Genomic DNA, 19,350 nt, shown 5'->3' on the forward strand with positions numbered 1-19,350 from the left:
TTTTAGCACTTCCATGAGAGAAGTTGCGTTTATAAAACAAAATAAGGAAAAATGGCTTGAATTTGAACAGGCTATTTTTGGCAAAGCTAAAAAAAATCCCGATGAATTAGCGAGTCTGTACATTCATTTAGTGAATGACTTATCGTATTCGCAAAGTTATTACCCTAAAAGTAAAACAACTGTTTACTTAAATCATTTAGCATCTCAGATTTACCAAAAAATTTATAAAACAAAAAGAGAAGAAACTAACCGACTGGTTTATTTTTTTAAAACTGAAGTTCCTCTTTTAGTTTATGAATACCGACGATACGTTTTGTATGCATTTTTGTTATTCTTCATGTGTGTAAGCATAGGTGTAATTTCGGCACATAATGATGCAACCTTTGTGCGCTTGATTATGGGTGATGCTTATGTAAACATGACCTTAGAGAATATTGAAAAAGGAAATCCAGTTGCTGTATATAAAAGCAGTGCCAATTGGAGCAGCTTCATTGGAATTACCTTAAACAACTTAATTGTTGGAGCCAAATGTTACATCTACGGAATTTTTGCTGGGATAGGAACCTTTATAGCTCTTATACAAAACAGTATAATGTTGGGTTCGTTTCAATACTTTTTTTACAAAGAAAATGTATTCTGGGAAAGTGTTCGAGGAATATGGATTCATGGCGCTATGGAAATTTTCGGAATGGTCATCGAAGCTGGTTGCGGCTTTATTTTAGGAGCAAGCATTTTATTCCCAAAAACGTTTTCAAGGGTTTATTCGTTGAAAATTGGAGTAAAAAACAGTATGAAAATATTTTTAAGCACCGTTCCTTTCACCATTGCTGCAGGCTTTCTTGAAGGCTTCATTACACGCTATTCTATCGATATGCCAAGAGTTCTAAATGTGACTATCATTTTAGGAACGCTAGCAATAATTTCATATTACTACCTTATTTATCCTTTCATTGTTAATCGAAAATTAAACAAAAATTATGTTTCAAGTCTTTAAAAAAAGAAATTTCAGCGAATTGGTTGGCGATACTTTTTCGTTTTTCAAAATGCATGGAAAACACTATTATCGCAATTATTTCATTATAAATGGAGGTATCTTGTTAGTTCTTTTGGTTTTGGTTTACTTTATAATGAAAGTATTTTTTGATGCCGCTTTTACTAATATTGGTGGATATGGTAATGCAAATCAATTTGAAAGCTATATGAGTGAAAACCTGACTCTAGTGATAAGTCTAGGTATATTAACCGCTTTAGCAGCCATTTTTTTAAGCATTTTAAGTTATGCCTTTCCAGTTGCTTATTTAAAATTATTGGAGCGAAAATCTGATTTCACAACGCAAGAAATAATTACTCTTATAAAAAGCAAAATCGGTAAAATCATTATCTTTTTTATAGCATCGCTTTTCACCATGATACCCTTAATGCTAATAATGTTCATGCTAAGTTTTGCATTAATTTTCATTATTATTGGAATACCGCTTCTATTTATATTAATTCCTGCATTTATGTGTTGGTTTTCATTGAGTTTTTACGACTATATCTCAACCGACAAAGGTTATTTTGATGCTATCGGAACTGGTTTTCGTTTGTTGCGTCAAAAATTTTGGCCTTCCGTAGGCTCAACAGCTGTAATGTATATAATTATGCAAGTTGTAATGGGAATCGTAACCATGATTCCATATTTTATTGGCTTTTTCTCCATGTTTACCGATTTAGACAGCAGTACAGGTGCGCCCGATTTCAACAAAGATAAAATTTCCTTTTTCATGGTAATGATGGGCATTACTATGATTTTGTCGTTATTGATGAATTTCATTTTTCAAAACTTCATCATGGTGAATCAAGGCATCATCTATTATAGTTTAAGAGAGGAAAACGAAAACAACACTCCTCAAAGTGAAATCGATTTGATAGGTTCTCAAAGTGAATAAATATTTCTATTACATATTACTTTTTGTAACACTTTCTGTTTTTTCTAAAACCGACAGTATTTCTGTTGCTACCCAAGAAAAAATAGAACTTTACGAAGATAACGACACACTTAAACCAAAATCATTTCGTAAAGATTTTCAATCCGATTATAAATCAGATGATTTCCAATACGAAACTCCAATTGAAAAAGATACTTCTAAATGGGATAATTTCATAGCATGGCTTCGTTACTGGCTTAGTCGAATTTTTTCGTTTGGTGAAGGCGGAAACATGACCTTTTTTGAGGTTGTCATTAAAATTATTGCTTTTGCAATTATTGCCTTTGTGGTGTATCTAATCGTAAAAGCAATCATCAATAAAGAAGGCGGTTGGATATTTGGGAAATCTTCAAAAAAGAGAATTACAACTTCAGAGATTATCGAAGAAGACATTCATAACATCGATTTCAGATCGATTATTGAAAAAAGTAAAGCTGCAAACAACCACCGATTATCAATCAGATATTATTATTTATGGTTGCTAAAAAAAATGTCGGATAATGGTGTTATTGAATGGGATATCGAAAAAACCAATACCGATTATTTGTATGAAATTAACCGAAATGCCTTAAAAGAAGATTTCCAATACCTTTCATACATATATGATTATAGCTGGTATGGCGAATTCGCTATAGATGATGCTTTGTTTGACAAGGCTGAAAAAGCATTTATAAAGACATTAAATTCCATTTAACATGAACAGAACGCTCAAAATATACCTTTCGATTCTGTTTCTAATTATTATTGGAATCATTGCCTTGGATGCAAACCGCCCAAAACCTATTGACTGGTCGCCAACGTATGCAACGCGCGATAAAATTCCTTTTGGTTTATTTGTATTGAATAATGAAATTGAAAAAATACTACCAAATCAAAAAATACATCGCTTTGGTAATACGTTGTATGAATATTTCGACCCAAAATACAATGCAACAGATTCAACTTACTCTGAGAAAGGCACTGTAATTCTAATCTCAGAAAACAACGAATTTGACAAAACTTCGCTAGAAGAACTCCTCTATTTTGTTAGTCATGGAAATGCTGCTTTTTTAAGTATGAAAGACTTTCCAGACCAGTTACGCGATTCACTTGGGTTTGATTTTGAAAATCAATATTTATTGTCAGACAGCCTTAATTTCAAATTATGCAATCCGGCATTTAAAAATAAATCATATGCTTTTAAAAAGGGAATTAGCTATTCGTATTTCAATAAAATAGATACCCTTAGCACAACAATTCTAGGTTACCAAGAAGTTGATACTTTAAAAAAAGTCAACTTTATTAAAGTACCCTATTACAATGGTTATTTTTATTTACATACCCAACCTACGGCTTTTTCCAATTATAATTTGTTACAAAACCAGAATTACGAGTATTGCGCCAATCTATTGAGCTATATTCCAGATGAAAGGGTTTTTTGGCAGGCTAAAAGCTTTGGAAACAACGTTATTTCAAGTTCGCCAATGCGCTACATTTTAAGTCAGCCAGCATTAAAATGGGCTTGGTATTTATTTTTAATTGGTATGTTTACTTTTATGCTTTTTAATGCAAAAAGAAGACAGCGTATTATTCCAATCAAGGTTCCGTTACAAAACACAACCGTTGATTTTACTAAAACTATTGGAAATTTATACCTACAGGAAGGCGCTCATCACTTGATTATAGAAAAGAAAATAATTTATTTCCTTGAAAAGATTCGAACCGATTATTTAATCGACACTTTCAATCTTGATGATACATTTGTTAACCGATTGCATCAAAAAACAGGAAAAAACAAAGATGATATTGAAGCTGTTATTCGATTAATTAAAAGACATCGCAATAACTTGCCAAGTACAGAAAAAGATGTTATCGACATCAGTAAAGCAATTGATAAATTAAAGTAACAAAACGATATTATGGATACTTTTGAAAATACCAATCACAATCCGCAAGGAGAAAACGTAAATTTCGAAACACGTATTAATCTGGCACCACTTTTACAAAGCGTAAATGAAATTAAAGCCGAATTAAGTACTGTTATTGTGGGACAGCACAAAATGATTGACCAGCTTTTAGTTGCCGTACTATCAAACGGACATGTGCTATTAGAAGGCGTTCCCGGAGTTGCCAAGACCATTACGGCAAAACTACTTTCTAAAACATTAGATTTAGGCTTTAGTCGTATTCAATTCACACCGGATTTAATGCCTTCAGATATTATTGGAACTTCGGTATTCGATTTATCGAAATCGGAATTTCAATTCAAAAAAGGTCCCGTATTTTCAAATTTCATCTTAATTGATGAGATTAATAGAGCTCCTGCCAAAACCCAGGCTGCTTTGTTTGAAGTGATGGAAGAACGCCAAATTACCATTGATGGTCAGGCTTATGCAATGAATACTCCGTTTTTAGTTATCGCTACTCAAAACCCAATTGAACAAGAAGGAACATATCGTTTACCGGAAGCACAATTGGATCGTTTCCTTTTCAAAATAAGTATCGATTATCCTAATTTAGAAGAAGAAATTCATATTCTTCAAAAAGAAAATGCGCTTCAGGAGCGAAACAAATTGGATAATATTCGCAAAATTCTTTCTAAATCGGATATTCAAAACTATCAAAACCTAGTTAAGAAAATCATGATTGAAAGACATTTGGTTGAATATATCGCTAAAATTGTCATGAATACTCGTGAAAATGCCTTTTTATATCTAGGTGCTTCTCCAAGAGCTTCTATCGCAATTTTAAACGCAGCTAAAGGATTTGCTGCTTTACGTGGTCGTGATTTTGTTACTCCAGAAGACATTAAAGATGCAGCTGTACCTGTTTTACAACATCGCGTTGTAGTTACTCCGGAGCGCGAAATGGAAGGAATTACAAGTGCTGAAATTATTCGTCAAATTATAGATACCGTTGAAATTCCTCGCTAATGGAGTTTTTTAAAAAACTATACCTCAACAACCTGTTTTTCTATATGCTTCTTGGCATTATGGGCGGATTTGTTTTGGCTTATTTTTTCCCAAGTTTATACAAAGCAATCTGGCTGCTATTGTTTATTCTTTTATCGGTAACTTTTATTGATATTATTTTACTTTTTGCAACAAAACAATTCATCAAAGCATCGCGAAATGCACCCGAAAAACTTTCCAACGGAGATGAAAACACCATTGTTGTAAAAATTAACAATCAATACAGCTTCAGTATTTTTACTAAGATTGTAGACGAAATTCCGTTTCAATTTCAAATGCGAAATTTTGAGGTCAACCGAAAAATAGCACCCAATACTAAGGATAAATTTAATTATCACTTACGCCCAACCGAACGTGGTGAATACTTTTTTGGTAATTTAAATATTTATGTTTCTTCACCAATACGATTGGTTTCTCGTCGATTTACCTTTGCTAAAAACCAAATGGTTCCTACCTATCCGTCGTATGTTCAATTGCGAAAATATGATTTGATGGCCTTTTCGAACCATTTATTTCAGTATGGCTTAAAAAAAATTAGACGAATTGGACATACCATGGAATTTGAACAAATTAAAGAGTATGTTCAAGGTGATGATATCCGAACCTTAAACTGGAAAGCCACGGCCAAACGAAATCAACTGATGGTAAATCAGTTTCAAGACGAAAAATCGCAAACCGTTTACATGTTAATCGACAAAGGTCGTGTCATGAAAATGCCATTTAACGGTTTAAGCTTACTTGACTATGCCATTAATGCTACATTGGTGTTATCTAATGTCATTTTGAAAAAAGGTGATAAAGCCGGTATGTTTTCTTTCTCAAAAAAAGTAGAGAATCGCGTTATTGCAGAACGCCGTCAGTCGCAGATGAATCAGATTATGGAAAATCTGTACAACATTAAAACCGACTTCTTTGAAAGTGACTATAGCCGTTTGTATGTTGACATTAAGAAAAACATCAACCACCGTAGTTTAATTGTTTTATATACAAATTTTGAAACACTAGATGGTTTACACAGGCAGCTACCCTATCTAAAAGGAATAGCTAAAAACCATTTGTTGGTAGTTGTTTTCTTTAACAATACCGAATTAAACGAACTAATTCATAAAAAAGCAACCACTATTCAAGATGTTTACGACCAAACCATCGCAGAAAAATTTGCTTTCGAAAAACGATTAATTGTAAATGAATTAAAAAAATATGGTATTTATTCGGTATTAACCCAACCGGAAAATTTAACTTTAGACACGATTAACAAGTATCTTGAAATTAAAGCAAGGGGCATTTTGTAATCGTATTCCAATTAAGTCATATTTTTGCGAATTGAAATTGCCAATAGAAAAAGTTGTGTAAGAAAATGCAATAGCTAAAAAAGGGACACGAATTAGCAAAGCATCTATAGGTTACCCTGTATAAATAATTATACATATGAAACAAATTACCTCTGCTCAAAATCCATATATAAAATCCTTAGTTCAACTTCAGGAAAAAGCAAAAACCCGTAAACAAACCGGAACTTTTCTCATTGAAGGACAACGCGAAATCATGCTGGCACAAAAAGGAGGCTATGAACTGGAAACAATTTTATTCTTACCAGAATTAATTTCTACAGAACAAATAACCAAATTAACAAACAACCGAATTGCGTTAATAGAAATCTCTAAAGAAGTCTATCAAAAACTAGCTTATCGCGATACAACAGAAGGTATACTAGCCGTCGCTAAAAGTAAATCATTGCTATTATCCGATTTAAAACTTTCTAAAAATCCATTAATTTTAGTTGCAGAAGCCACCGAAAAACCAGGCAACATCGGTGCAATTTTACGAACTGCTGATGCTGCCAATCTAGATGCTGTTATTATTGCCAATCCGAAAAGCGATTTATACAATCCAAATATTGTTCGTTCTAGTGTAGGCTGTTTGTTTACACGACAAATTGCAATTGGATCGACGGAAGAAGTCATTCAATTTTTAAAAGAAAACAATATTTCAACCTATTGTGCCACTTTGCAGGATTCTACTTCTTATCACGCACAAGATTACACTACTCCTACCGCTTTGGTTGTTGGTACCGAAGCTACTGGCTTAACACAAGCGTGGAGGGATTCTAGTACAAAAAACATAAATATTCCAATGCAAGGAGAAATCGACTCCATGAATGTGTCTGTTGCTGCTGCAATTTTAATTTTTGAAGCGAAAAGACAACGCGGATTTTAAATAACAATTCAACGAAAAATCAAGATTATGAAATACACAGTAGCATTAGTAGCTTTTTTATTGGGTTTTGGTGCTTCAGCACAAATTTCTTCCACAGAACTTGATACCTTAGTAGAAAGAACCCTAAAAGCCTTCGATGTTCCAGGAATAGCAGTTGCTGTTGTAAAAGACGGGCAAATTATTCACGCTAAAGGTTATGGCGTTACTTCAATTGCAACAAAACAAAAAGTTGATGCCAATACCTTATTCGGAATAGCATCCAACAGTAAATCGTTTACCACAGCCGCTTTGGCAATTTTAGTAGACGAAGGCAAATTAAATTGGGATGACAAAGTAACAACCTACATTCCCGAATTTAAAATGTATAACGATTATGTTACCAACGAATTTACCATTCGTGACTTGTTAACCCACCGTAGCGGACTTGGTTTAGGCGCAGGTGATTTAATGATTTGGCCTGATGGACATGATTTCACACCAAAAGACATTGTAAACAATATTAAATTCTTAAAACCTGTTTCTGGTTTTAGAACCAAATACGATTACGACAATTTACTTTATGTAATTGCTGGAGAAGTAATTGAACGTGTAAGCAAACAATCGTGGGCACAATTTGTTGAAAACCGAATTATGAAACCTATTGGAATGAGCAATAGTGTTGGCACATGGTCACAGTTAAAAGACACTACAAACACTATTGTGCCTCATGTTCCAATAGACGGTAAGTTAAAAGTAATAACCCGTTACAAAAGCAGAATTATGGATGCTGCTGGCGGAATTTATTCTAGTGTAAACGATTTGAGCAAATGGCTTATCGTACAAATGAACAAAGGAAAATATGGTTCTGGTAATGCGCTTTTCAGTACAAAACAACATTCCGAAATGTGGACTCCACAAACGCTAGAACCAGTTCGTACTGTAGCTCCATACAACACGCATTTTAAAACTTATGGATTAGGTTGGCAGTTACAAGATGTTGCCGGAAAACTTGAAGTGTCGCACACAGGAGGTTTAGAAGGAAACGTGACACAAACTTTAATGATCCCAGAACTAAACTTAGGCATCGTTGTACTTACAAACCAACAATCTGGAGCTGCTTTTATTGCCATTTCAAACACTATTAAAGACAGCTATCTCGGTCTTCCTAAGCAAGATTATGTGAAAAAATATAGTGATTTGGTCAAATCAAGAACTGAAGATGCTGATAAAGTAACACAAGAAGTTTGGAAAATCACAACTCAAAATCTGAAAGATAAAACCTTAAAAACAAAAGGTAAAAATCTTGTTGGAAATTATAGAGACAATTGGTTAGGCGATATTTCCATTACAGAGAAAAAAGGAAAGTATTATTTTCATTCGAAACGCTCTCCAAAACTAGCCGGCGAAATCTTATATTACAAAGATGCCGTTTTTGCTGTAAAATGGTTCAATCGCTACTTTGATGCAGATGCTTTTATGTATGTTACCTACGATACAAATGGAAACGCAGTTAATTTAACCATGAAGCCCATTTCTCCTTTAACGGATTTTAGTTACGACTTTCAAGATTTAGACTTTAACCGCGTGAATTAATTTGGAAATTCGCTTTCTTTAGCTTATTTTTAGGTACTGAATGATTTACAATGACAGAACTTGATTTAGAAGCGGAAAACAAAGCGATTGCGAAAGAATATAAAGAACTACTTCGCATTAGTTACCAAACCTTATCTGAAGACGACAAAAAACTTATACGAAAAGCTTTTGACGTTGCCGTTGATGCACATAAAGACCAACGTAGAAAATCGGGAGAAGCCTATATTTTCCACCCAATTGCTGTAGCTAAAATTGTTGCTTCAGAGATTGGATTGGGCGCTACTTCTATTGCTGCTGCTTTAATGCACGACGTTGTTGAAGATACCGACATTACGGTTGAAGATATTGAGCGCATGTTCAATCCTAAAATAGCCCGTATTGTTGATGGTTTAACCAAAATGGCAAAGGTTAAAACCGATCAGGAAATTTCGATGCAAGCCGAAAACTTCCGTAAAATGCTGCTTACCCTAAACGATGATGTTCGTGTAATTCTCATTAAAATAGCCGACCGTTTGCACAACATGCAAACTATGGGAAGTATGGCCGATTACAAACAGGCCAAAATTGCTTCGGAAACACTTTACATTTATGCGCCACTAGCCCATCGCTTGGGTCTATACAACATAAAAACACAATTAGAAGATCTCGGATTAAAATATACTGAACCTGATGTTTACAACGATATTGTTAGTAAAATGAAGGAAAGTAAAGAAGAACAACAGGCTTATATCAAATCGATTGCCGATGTGCTTCAAAAATCATTAGATGACGAAGGCATTGAATTTACCATGAAAGGCCGACCAAAATCGGTGTATTCCATCCGAAGAAAAATGCTAGCTCAAGGCGTTACTTTTGATGAAGTGTATGATAAATTTGCCTTACGAATTATCTACAAATCGGATAATGCCCACGACGAAAAGTTCTTAGCTTGGAAAATCTATTCGATAGTAACCGATCATTATCGCCCGAGCCCTAGTCGTTTAAGAGACTGGATTTCATCCCCAAAATCTACAGGATACGAAGCGCTTCACATCACGGTCATGGGACCTAAGGGGCGTTGGGTTGAAATCCAGGTTCGCAGTGAACGTATGGATGAAATTGCCGAAAAAGGATATGCTGCCCATTACAAATACAAACAAGGGGCTACGGAAGAAAACAGCCTTGATGTTTGGCTTAACCAGCTAAAAGAAGCGCTGGAAAACGCAGAAAGTAATGCGGTTGACTTTGTAGAGGATTTCAAATTAAATCTCTACGCTAAAGAAATTTATGTGTTTACACCAAAAGGTGAAATCAAATCGCTACCTAAAGGGGCTACCACATTGGATTTTGCTTTTAGCATTCACTCCGAAATCGGAATTAAAACTAGAGGAACACGCGTTAACGGAAAACTAGTGCCGTTAAATCATGTTTTAAACAGTGGCGATCAGGTAGAAATTATCACATCTACAACTCAAAAACCTACAGCAAACTGGTTGGAATATGTTACGACCTCTAGAGCAAGAAATAAAATCAAAAATGTTCTTAACGAGAACACCAAGAAAATAGCTGAAGACGGTAAGGAAATCTTAACGCGTAAACTTCGTCATCTAAAAATCACGATGAACGAACAAACCGTTAATGAACTTGTTAACTTCTTTAAACTACAAACCAGTCTAGATTTGTTTTATCGTGCTGGGTTGGGTACTATTGACAATCAAAAGTTAAAAGATTTTGCTGCCCAAAAAAGCAATACACTGGTTAACTTTTTTAAGAAAACAATCAAACGAGGCACCAATTCGCATTCGGAACATATTCACAAGGAAGAAATCAGTAAAAACTACGATTTATTGGTTTTTGGAAGTGAACAAGATAAATTGGACTACAAGCTATCGACTTGCTGTAATCCTATACCCGGTGACGATGTATTTGGTTTTGTGACTATAAATGAAGGTATAAAAGTGCATCGAAAAGATTGTCCGAATGCCATAAGCTTACAATCGAATTTTGCATATCGAATTATTCAGGCGAAATGGATTGACTCTTCGCAAGAAGAATTTAAAGCTACACTAAAAATTACTGGAATGGATACCTTAGGATTAACCAATGAGTTAACCAAGGTTATTTCGAACCAAATGAATGTAAACATTCAAAGTATTTCACTTAGTGGTGAAGCTGGTTTATTCAACGGACAGCTAACTGTAGTCGTTCCGAATAATATTATTCTTAAAAAACTAATAGATAACATCAAGAAAATTGATGGCGTGGATAAAGTTGTTCGTATGAACAATTAAGCTATAGTATCATCAAATTTATACGGATAAATAAGGGTGAAATTCTGTTCTTTTAATTTTGCCCTTAATCTGTAAAAATTGGTTTCTACAGTCCGAAGCGAAACATTTAACAAGTCGGCAACTTCTTTATGCGATAATTCAAATGGAAGTAATCCGGCATACAGTTTTTCTGTTTTGGAAAGGAATTCCAGTCCTTCAATATTATCAATCAAATCTGGATAATCTTTAACAATTTCATTTTTAAACTCCATCCAGGTCTTGGCACGGAAATCGTCTTTATCGAAATGAAAAATACGATTATTTTCTTCAGAAGGCGACACTTCTACAATTTGTGGTTCGGCTTTGATTTTATTAAACAACGACAACCAATTCGTATATACTGCCAAAGTAATTAGCAATACTGAAACCAAGAGATTAATCAAAAGCGAAATTATGTATAGCCAGTAAAACTGCTTATCGATGGTAACCGAAAAAATTACCATCAGAAAATAAAGTATATCTTGAGAATAATATACCAAAAACAATGAAATAAATACTTTTCGATACAATCCGTCAAAAAGCTCTCCACTGCCGGAAACATCAATTTTTCGTAAACCAAGAATAAAAATTAACATTAAAATTACATTGTAAGCAATCTGTAAAACAGCATTATTTACAATGTTTTTATTTTCAATGGCAAAGACAAGTCCGTTTACATCATTATTGCTTATCAGCAAATGAAGCATATAAAACCCTACTGAAATCCCTAAAACAGTAAAAATCGTTTTATAAAAATGAGTTGATTGATTTCCTTTATTGAACAAATAGATTATGGCCACTGGTAGTAGTAACGCTAAATTTTCTACAATAGCCGCATAATGATCTAAGGCAATAAATCGCTCTGTAGTATACGAATTGATAAAAAGCCATATTCCGCTCAAGGAAAAATACAAAAACGAAAACAAGGTCAAAAACCTTTCAAAACCTTTCTGACGATAACTCTTAATAACGAAGAGTAAAAAACCAATCGCACTGAAAAAAAAGGTTAAATGACTTAAAAACATATAGTGTAGTAGTATTGTAGTAGCAGTTAATATCGGTTAACCTTTAGCTAAATATAATTTTGCTTTGGATTTACAAATGACATTAAAAGTTGCCGTGTAATTCAAAAAAAATTGACTAAGACAAAATTATAAAAAGATTTAACTCTTACTAACTATGAAAAAAAATAATCTAAAAAAGATCTTTTTAAAAACTATCTTTTATTTTTTTATTACCAGTAGTTTATTGTTTGGATTTAAAACCTCTGCTCAAACTGTTCATATAAATCCTGCAACTGATGGAGGATTTGAAAACGGAACTACATTTGCTGCCAACGGTTGGAACTCAACAGGAAGCGCTACTACAACTCTTAGCCAATGGGTATGTAATACAGGAGCCACAGCTGGATTTTCAGGAGCCAGAGCCGCTTATATAACTAACAATACAGCAGGAACACCTCCTCCACACACATACGCAACATCTTCGTCAGCCAATAGATATTCGCATATCTATAGAGATATTACTGTACCAGCAGGAGAAACCAATATTTATTTGAATTTCAAGTGGATGGGACAAGGAGAAACAAATTGGGACTATATGACTGTTTGGCTCGTTCCAACCTCTTACACCCCAGTATACGGGACAGTCATTACTGCTACAGGAACAGCTCCAACTGGAAGAATACAACAAGGTTTGACACAATACAAACTCCAAAGCACTTGGACCAACGCTGCGACAATCACTATACCTGCTATCTACGCGGGAACAACCTTCAGATTGGTCTTTGAATGGAAAAACGACACGACCAGTGGTACACAACCGCCTGCCGCCATTGACGACATTTCGTTGGTTTCATCCGCTCCAGCTCCCTGCGTAACTCCAACCAACCAACCAACGGCATTAACATTTTCAAGCATTACAAGTACTTCCCTAAACGGCTCTTTTACGGCAGCCTCACCAGCACCATCGGGATATATGGTGGTACGTAGTACAAGCGCGACCCCTCCAACAGCCCCAATTAACGGAACTACATATGCCGTAGGTTCTACAGCTTTGGGAGCAGGAACCTCTGTAGTTGCCAACAGCACAACAACCACTTTTACCAGTTCAGGACTTGCCGGGAACACACAATATTACTATTACATTTATTCCTATAATTCTTCTTGTACTGGAGCACCCGCCTACAATACAGCAAGTCCATTATCAAACAACGCAATCACTTGTCCGGCTGTACCCAATGCAGTGACCGCATCAGCCATTACCACTAGTAGTTTCACATTAGGATGGACTACTCCAACCGGAGGCACAGCTTCCTCTATAACCTATAGCCTTCAAGTAACAACGGACGCAGGTTATACTGCAAACATTGCTGGATCTCCATTTTCGATAATAGATCCAACAGTCTCTCAAGTTATAAGCGGACTATCATCTGCAACAACCTATTATTACAGAATTTTAGCCGGAAACGGATGCAACAGTTCTTATGTTACAGGTAACTTGACTACACCTTGTTCATCAGTAACTTTACCATACACTCAAGGTTTTAATGCCGTAAACACTACAACTCCTGTCACCTGTACAGTTGAACAAATCGTGACCGGTTCAGATAGAATCACGTATGAAACATCTTCAAGCTCTCCAACCTGCAGTACTCCTAGTGAAGGAACCCGTTTTATTAAATACAATTCATTTAGTGCTTCGGCTACAGAAGCCGGACGGGTATATACCCCGCCTATAATCACAACGGGAACATCTAGTGTAACCGTAGAATTTGACTGGTTCGAAACAGGATCCGGAAGCACGCTTCCAGACGGAGTACAAGTACAATGGTCAACCAATGGCTCGACTTGGACGAATGTAGGTCCATTATACACAAGATATGTTCCATCGGCGCCGGCGGGATGGGTTACAAAATCTTTAGTTTTACCGGCTGGGGCAGGAAACCAATCCACTCTGTATGTAGGTTTATATTTTGATTCTGCTTTTGGAGATAATATGTATGCCGATAAACTAGTTGTTAAACCTACTCCAACTTGTTTTGTTCCAACGGTAATAGCCGCAACCAACGTATTAACTACCACCGCAACCATCAACTGGAATGCCGCTTCACCAGCTCCTTCCAATGGATATGAATATGTTGTTTCAACCAGCAACACTACTCCTACAGGAGCTGGGACAGCCGTTGGAGCAGGCGTACTGACAGCAAACGTAACGGGTTTAATCTCCGAAACAGATTATTACGTGTTTGTTAGAAGTTTTTGTGGAGGAAGTGATTATAGCGAATGGAGTTCTCCCGTGGCATTTCATACAGGACATTGTTCAGCAACAACGATGAATACCACTACACCTGACTATATGAATGATTTCTCTACGACAGGAGGTACATTAAATATTACCAATAATGGTTCAGGACTTTCCACAAACGGATATGGAAATTTCACTTCACAAATCGTAAGCCAAGGACGCGGCGGCACTATTAATTTTTATGCGAACAATACCGGAACACAAGGATTTAGAATTTACGTTGACTGGAATGATGACCTAGATTTTGCAGATGCTGGAGAAACTGTTTACACAAATGCAACAACAGCTACCTCTTTTACAGGAAGTTTCACTGTACCTGCCGGTGCTGCCTTTGGTGACCACATCATGAGAATTCGATGTCATTTGGCAGATGCCAATCCTCCTGCATGCGGAACAGTTATGGAGGGTGAGACTGAAGATTATACACTTACCGTTATTTGTAGTGGTAATCCAACAGACATTACCGTAACCCCTATCACCAATACAACAGCAACCGTAAACTGGACAGCCGCATCGCCTGCACCTGCTAACGGGTATGAATATTATCTATCAACATCACCCACTCCCCCAACAGCCTCGACTGTGGCAACAGGAACGGGCATTATGGGAACCTCGGTAAATATTACCGGCTTAACTCCCGATACGTTTTATTACGTATGGGTACGTTCCAACTGTGATGGAATCATTAAAATGGCTTGGGTGCCTCTAACATTTGTAACAGGAGATACTTCCCTACCTCCAACAACAACAGGTACGACTATTTGTCCTGGTTACACAAGTCAGATTAGTGCTATAGGATCTTGCGTTACCCTTGGTGCCCCTACAAATGTTATAAATGGTACCTGGAATTCTGCCACTGACCCTGTTACAAATCAATTAATCTTATCATATCCAGGCAGCTATTGTGGTACAAGTGATCCCCATTACGGAATCACTTTCTCACCTCACACTGCAAATTATACGGCGTATACTTTTCAAGTAAACACAACGGGACCATACACTTTTACAATGGCAGACAATACTGCCTATCAAGGTCAAGGCTATATCACTACTGGTCCATTTATCCCAGGTCAATGTGGTAGTGGTACGTTTATCTACGGTATGAACGATGATGGTAATGGAGCAAATGGTTTCCAAGAGCCTACTTTAACAGCATATTTAACTATGGGTGTTACATATACCCTATATTCTTCAACATATAATTCGGTATGTGATTGCACCTATGACGGAAGTTACACATGGAATATTAGCGGAGGAACTGTTTCTCCAGCTACAAGTAACATTGAATGGTATACCACGGCAACAGGGGGAACTCCGATAGGTTATGGATCACCATTCAATCCTGTAGGTGTGCCAGGATCCGGATTGGCGGATACCAATACTCCTGGAACATACACCTATTATGCAGCCTGTACCAGCAATGGATCAGCGGTAAGAACTCCTACCGATTTCATAATTAGTGGCCCAACAGGTTCAATTAGCGGAAATGGAAGTATTTGTGACACCAATACCACAATCAACATCAATCTAACCGGCAGTCAACCTTGGACGGTAACGTATACAGATGGCACAACTCCAGTAACAGTTTCCGGTATTACAAGTAGCCCTTATTCATTTACAGTTAGCCCAAGTACACCTACAACGTACACCCTTTCTGCCCTTTCTGATGCTAACTGTAATGCAATTAGTGCTAACCTTACCGGAAGCGCCATCATTAGCGGGTCTAAAACATGGTTAGGAAACACAAACTCCGATTGGAATACCGCTAGCAATTGGTCTGGCAATGCTATACCAACTGCGGCAGACTGTATTCTAGTACCTTCAACACCTAACAATCCTGTTATTAGTGGAACAGGGTATATTGGACTAGGAAAAAACATCACAATATACAATGGGGCAACATTAACAGTGAATTCGAACAATACACTTTCGATAGTTGATTTTGTTAACATTGCTTCAGGTGGTGATTTAATCCTTGAAAATTCGGCTTCGTTAGTTCAAACCAACAACGTTGCCAATACAGGTGTAGCTCATATTAAAAGAGCAACGCAGCCCATGTATAAATATGATTATACCTATTGGAATTCACCAGTTACACAAGCTTCAAATTTCACAGTAGGAAACTTAAGTCCGGGTACAAGTTTTATTTTTAAATATCTCCCTACTGTTTCAGGTGGAAACGGAACATGGCAAACTTTAAGTCCTTCAAGTACCATGAATCCATCGGAAGCTGTAATAGCAAGAGCCCCAAGTTCATTTCCAATAAGTGGAGTAAAACAAATATTTACAAACACATTTGTAGGAACACCAAACAATGGAACAATCACAACTCCTATTTCTAAAGGCTCAAATGCTAATATTGGTGCTTTTGTAAATGGAAGTAGCACTGCAGTAACCGATGCAGATGACGAATGGAATCTAATTGGAAACCCATATCCATCAGCTATTGATATTCTATCTTTCTTAAACTTACCTGCAAATACAACAGCAACAGATGGAACCGTGTATCTATGGACACATAACACTCTTCCTTCAAATTCTATTGCAGACCCGTTCTATGGTAATTATGTATACAATTATACTATCAATGATTATGCTACTATTAATTTAATGGGAAGCACTGCTACGGCAATTTCTGGCGGAACTACTCCAACACAATATATTGCTTCCGGTCAATCCTTTTTTGTAAGTGCTAATGATGGAATGCCAAATGGTTCAACCTCCACTATTACGTTTACAAATTCCATGAGGGTTATAAATAACAACAACAATTTCTTTAGAAATGCAAACGATACTTCGGCAGACAGAAAACGATTATGGCTTAATCTAACCAATGATGTCAACGATTTTAATCAAATTTTAATAGGCTATACTCCTTCTGCTACAAATGGTTTGGATTGGGGTTATGATGGAGATGCACTAAAAGGAACTACGTTAAAACTATATTCTGTTTGTGAAAATAAAAAATTATCCATTCAAGGTAGAGGTTGGCCATTTGATACTATGGATTTAGTTCCATTAGGCTATTTTAGTCCGATTTCAGGAAATGCTAAAATTGGCATCAATGCTACAGAAGGTTTTGACGATATATCAATTTATTTAGAAGACCGACTATTAAACATCATTCATGATTTAAAAGTAGCTCCATATCAATTCAATACCGGATCAGGAAGTTTTGACGATAGATTTCTGGTACGATACACAAACAACACTCTAAATACTACAAACAACCAAGAATCCAATAGTGGTATTATAATCAGTAATGAGAACGGAATCCTGATAAACGCACAAACACAAACTATTGATTCGGTAGTAGTTTACGAAGTAACCGGCAAAAAAATCAAAGAATACAACAACATTAACAACAACAAAATAATCATTGAAAATACTTTAACCTCAGAAAGTGTATTACTTCTTAAAATCACACTTAATAACAATACAGTTATAACCAAGAAGCACATTTTAAAATAGGATAAAGTCATTTTCTCTCGTTAGTTTTTTTAGTTGGGTTGGCAAGAAGAGCCTCATAATTGTTTCAAAAAAAGAGGCTCTCCCTTGCCAAATTTCAATAACAACCACTCTGAATTCATTTATTTATTAATACATTTTTTATGAAATTTTTTTACAAAAGCTATTTTTTACTTTTCTTATGCTCTTTTGCTGCCTTTGGTCAGTTTAGTGAAAACTTCGAAAGTTCAAACTCTTTACCAAGTGGCTGGGTAACGTATCCTGGAAGCAACGGATTAGGCACAGTTAGTACTTGGGGTATTTCAGACACTCAATACCATTCTACTACCAATGGAGCGCATGTTCATTATGAAAATGTGAGTGGAGGCCTTGCCGAAGACTGGTTGGTAACTCCATTAATCAATCTTACAGGCTATTCAGGCTGCTCCTTAAGTTTTTATGGTGCCGAAACATACCCGTTAATGGATTATGGAACAACCTATACCGTAAAAGTTTCTACGACTTCGCAAACTGATAGAAATTCATTTACTACCGTTGCTACCTATGGCGAAACAAGCTTTGGGTACACCCAACCTATGACCAACCAAAAAACGGTTGACTTAAGTGCCTATAACGGGCAACAAATTTACATTGCTTTTGTAATGGCACAAGATGATGGAGACAACTGGACTATTGATGATGTAACAGTAACTGGCACTTTAAGTACTGAATCCTTTGAGGATGGTAGCTTTATTAGCATTTACCCTAACCCGGTAAAAGACAAATTAAATATCCGTTTGAATGATGAAATTGAAACAGTACAAATAGCAAATCTAGTAGGATCTATCGTGAAAAACAGTTCGAAATCAACTGAAATTGACACATCCGACTTATCCGCTGGGACTTACTTTGTAAAAGTTACTACAAAAAATAAAACCGTTTATTTCAAAAAAATAATCAAACAATAATTTCCAACAACGAAATTCTTTCAAAAGGATATCTGGTGTCAGATATCCTTTTCATGTTTATATCACTTTCATAAAAAAATACAATTCAATCACATTTATCCACTTTAAAAAACTTATCTTTGCGGGTCTTTGATTGAAAATCCTATGGAAAACAATACAAATCAGGAAATTGTAAAAAATGTTTTTACAAAATATCTTGAAGAAAAAGGGCATCGAAAAACTCCTGAACGCTATGCTATACTTCAGGAAATATACGAAAGTCAAGAGCATTTTGATATTGAATCGTTGTATATCAAAATGAAAAATAAAAACTATCGCGTTAGTCGTGCAACACTATACAACACCATTGAATTATTGTTGGAGTGTAACTTGGTACGCCGTCATCAGTTTGGTCAAAATCAAGCGCATTACGAAAAATCATATTTCGACAAGCAACACGATCACATTATTTTAACCGATACCGGAGAAGTAATCGAATTTTGCGATCCGCGAATTCAATCCATCAAACAAACCATAGAAGAAATTTTTGGCATCACAATCACCAATCATTCTCTTTATTTTTACGGAACAAAAAAACAAGAATAAACGATAATAATCGTACAGAAATAACAACAACTAAAACAACACACAACAC

Annotated in this window: 13 protein-coding genes; 12 read left to right on the plus strand and 1 reads right to left on the minus strand. The window is 35.9% G+C overall.

Features of this window, described 5'->3' with window-relative positions; all coding sequences use genetic code 11:
• The first annotated feature begins 13 nt into the window (after positions 1-13).
• The 9 genes from ACZ1JT_RS01645 to ACZ1JT_RS01685 all read left to right on the plus strand — a co-directional run bounded on the left by ACZ1JT_RS01645 (position 14) and on the right by ACZ1JT_RS01685 (position 10,977).
• Positions 14-994, plus strand: a complete 981-nt coding sequence (locus ACZ1JT_RS01645) for a stage II sporulation protein M (RefSeq protein ID WP_465094431.1) — start codon at positions 14-16, stop codon at positions 992-994.
• Positions 978-1,928, plus strand: a complete 951-nt coding sequence (locus ACZ1JT_RS01650) for a hypothetical protein (protein WP_465094432.1) — start codon at positions 978-980, stop codon at positions 1,926-1,928. Before ACZ1JT_RS01645 ends, ACZ1JT_RS01650 begins: the two co-directional genes overlap by 17 nt.
• Positions 1,921-2,661, plus strand: a complete 741-nt coding sequence (locus tag ACZ1JT_RS01655) for a DUF4129 domain-containing protein (protein ID WP_465094433.1) — start codon at positions 1,921-1,923, stop codon at positions 2,659-2,661. The genes ACZ1JT_RS01650 and ACZ1JT_RS01655 overlap by 8 nt, the downstream gene beginning before the upstream one ends.
• 1 nt (position 2,662) lies before the next feature.
• The gene (locus ACZ1JT_RS01660; RefSeq protein WP_465094434.1) at positions 2,663-3,853 is read left to right on the plus strand and encodes a DUF4350 domain-containing protein; all 1,191 of its coding nucleotides are present in this window, start codon (positions 2,663-2,665) and stop codon (positions 3,851-3,853) included.
• A 12-nt stretch (positions 3,854-3,865) separates the two neighbouring features.
• On the plus strand, positions 3,866-4,879 hold the full coding sequence (locus ACZ1JT_RS01665; RefSeq protein ID WP_465094435.1) for an AAA family ATPase: 1,014 nt from the start codon (positions 3,866-3,868) through the stop codon (positions 4,877-4,879).
• Entirely contained in the window at positions 4,879-6,210 is a 1,332-nt protein-coding gene (locus tag ACZ1JT_RS01670) for a DUF58 domain-containing protein (protein WP_465094436.1), read from the plus strand. Before ACZ1JT_RS01665 ends, ACZ1JT_RS01670 begins: the two co-directional genes overlap by 1 nt.
• 136 nt (positions 6,211-6,346) lie before the next feature.
• On the plus strand, positions 6,347-7,135 hold the full coding sequence (locus tag ACZ1JT_RS01675; RefSeq protein ID WP_465094437.1) for a TrmH family RNA methyltransferase: 789 nt from the start codon (positions 6,347-6,349) through the stop codon (positions 7,133-7,135).
• 27 nt (positions 7,136-7,162) lie between these two features.
• The gene (locus ACZ1JT_RS01680; protein WP_465094438.1) at positions 7,163-8,707 is read left to right on the plus strand and encodes a serine hydrolase; all 1,545 of its coding nucleotides are present in this window, start codon (positions 7,163-7,165) and stop codon (positions 8,705-8,707) included.
• 50 nt (positions 8,708-8,757) lie between these two features.
• Positions 8,758-10,977: a RelA/SpoT family protein gene (locus ACZ1JT_RS01685; protein WP_465094439.1), complete on the plus strand. Its 2,220-nt coding sequence runs from the start codon at positions 8,758-8,760 to the stop codon at positions 10,975-10,977.
• On the opposite strand, the gene ACZ1JT_RS01690 is transcribed toward ACZ1JT_RS01685, so the two are convergent.
• Entirely contained in the window at positions 10,974-12,020 is a 1,047-nt protein-coding gene (locus ACZ1JT_RS01690; RefSeq protein ID WP_465094440.1) for an RNA polymerase sigma factor, read from the minus strand. The genes ACZ1JT_RS01685 and ACZ1JT_RS01690 overlap by 4 nt on opposite strands.
• 154 nt (positions 12,021-12,174) lie before the next feature.
• Between ACZ1JT_RS01690 and ACZ1JT_RS01695 the strand changes: the two genes are divergently transcribed.
• The 3 genes from ACZ1JT_RS01695 (at position 12,175) to ACZ1JT_RS01705 (ending at position 19,301) form a co-directional block, all read left to right on the plus strand.
• Positions 12,175-17,772: a fibronectin type III domain-containing protein gene (locus ACZ1JT_RS01695; RefSeq protein ID WP_465094441.1), complete on the plus strand. Its 5,598-nt coding sequence runs from the start codon at positions 12,175-12,177 to the stop codon at positions 17,770-17,772.
• Positions 17,773-17,912: 140 nt separating this feature from the next.
• The gene (locus tag ACZ1JT_RS01700; RefSeq protein WP_465094442.1) at positions 17,913-18,716 is read left to right on the plus strand and encodes a T9SS type A sorting domain-containing protein; all 804 of its coding nucleotides are present in this window, start codon (positions 17,913-17,915) and stop codon (positions 18,714-18,716) included.
• 144 nt (positions 18,717-18,860) lie between these two features.
• The gene (locus tag ACZ1JT_RS01705; RefSeq protein ID WP_465094443.1) at positions 18,861-19,301 is read left to right on the plus strand and encodes a Fur family transcriptional regulator; all 441 of its coding nucleotides are present in this window, start codon (positions 18,861-18,863) and stop codon (positions 19,299-19,301) included.
• Positions 19,302-19,350: the final 49 nt, after the last annotated feature.

This window comes from Flavobacterium sp. IC2-16, from assembly GCF_055521455.1.

What these genes read in the sequence shown, in the direction of transcription:
- ACZ1JT_RS01645 (WP_465094431.1), top strand. Translation starts at nt 14, where the DNA reads ATGAGAGAAGTTGCGTTTATAAAACAAAATAAGGAAAAATGGCTTGAA.
- ACZ1JT_RS01650 (WP_465094432.1), top strand. Translation starts at nt 978, where the DNA reads ATGTTTCAAGTCTTTAAAAAAAGAAATTTCAGCGAATTGGTTGGCGAT.
- ACZ1JT_RS01660 (WP_465094434.1), top strand. Translation starts at nt 2,663, where the DNA reads ATGAACAGAACGCTCAAAATATACCTTTCGATTCTGTTTCTAATTATT.
- ACZ1JT_RS01665 (WP_465094435.1), top strand. Translation starts at nt 3,866, where the DNA reads ATGGATACTTTTGAAAATACCAATCACAATCCGCAAGGAGAAAACGTA.
- ACZ1JT_RS01670 (WP_465094436.1), top strand. Translation starts at nt 4,879, where the DNA reads ATGGAGTTTTTTAAAAAACTATACCTCAACAACCTGTTTTTCTATATG.
- ACZ1JT_RS01675 (WP_465094437.1), top strand. Translation starts at nt 6,347, where the DNA reads ATGAAACAAATTACCTCTGCTCAAAATCCATATATAAAATCCTTAGTT.
- ACZ1JT_RS01680 (WP_465094438.1), top strand. Translation starts at nt 7,163, where the DNA reads ATGAAATACACAGTAGCATTAGTAGCTTTTTTATTGGGTTTTGGTGCT.
- ACZ1JT_RS01685 (WP_465094439.1), top strand. Translation starts at nt 8,758, where the DNA reads ATGACAGAACTTGATTTAGAAGCGGAAAACAAAGCGATTGCGAAAGAA.
- ACZ1JT_RS01690 (WP_465094440.1), bottom strand. Translation starts at nt 12,020, where the DNA reads ATGTTTTTAAGTCATTTAACCTTTTTTTTCAGTGCGATTGGTTTTTTA.
- ACZ1JT_RS01695 (WP_465094441.1), top strand. Translation starts at nt 12,175, where the DNA reads ATGAAAAAAAATAATCTAAAAAAGATCTTTTTAAAAACTATCTTTTAT.
- ACZ1JT_RS01700 (WP_465094442.1), top strand. Translation starts at nt 17,913, where the DNA reads ATGAAATTTTTTTACAAAAGCTATTTTTTACTTTTCTTATGCTCTTTT.
- ACZ1JT_RS01705 (WP_465094443.1), top strand. Translation starts at nt 18,861, where the DNA reads ATGGAAAACAATACAAATCAGGAAATTGTAAAAAATGTTTTTACAAAA.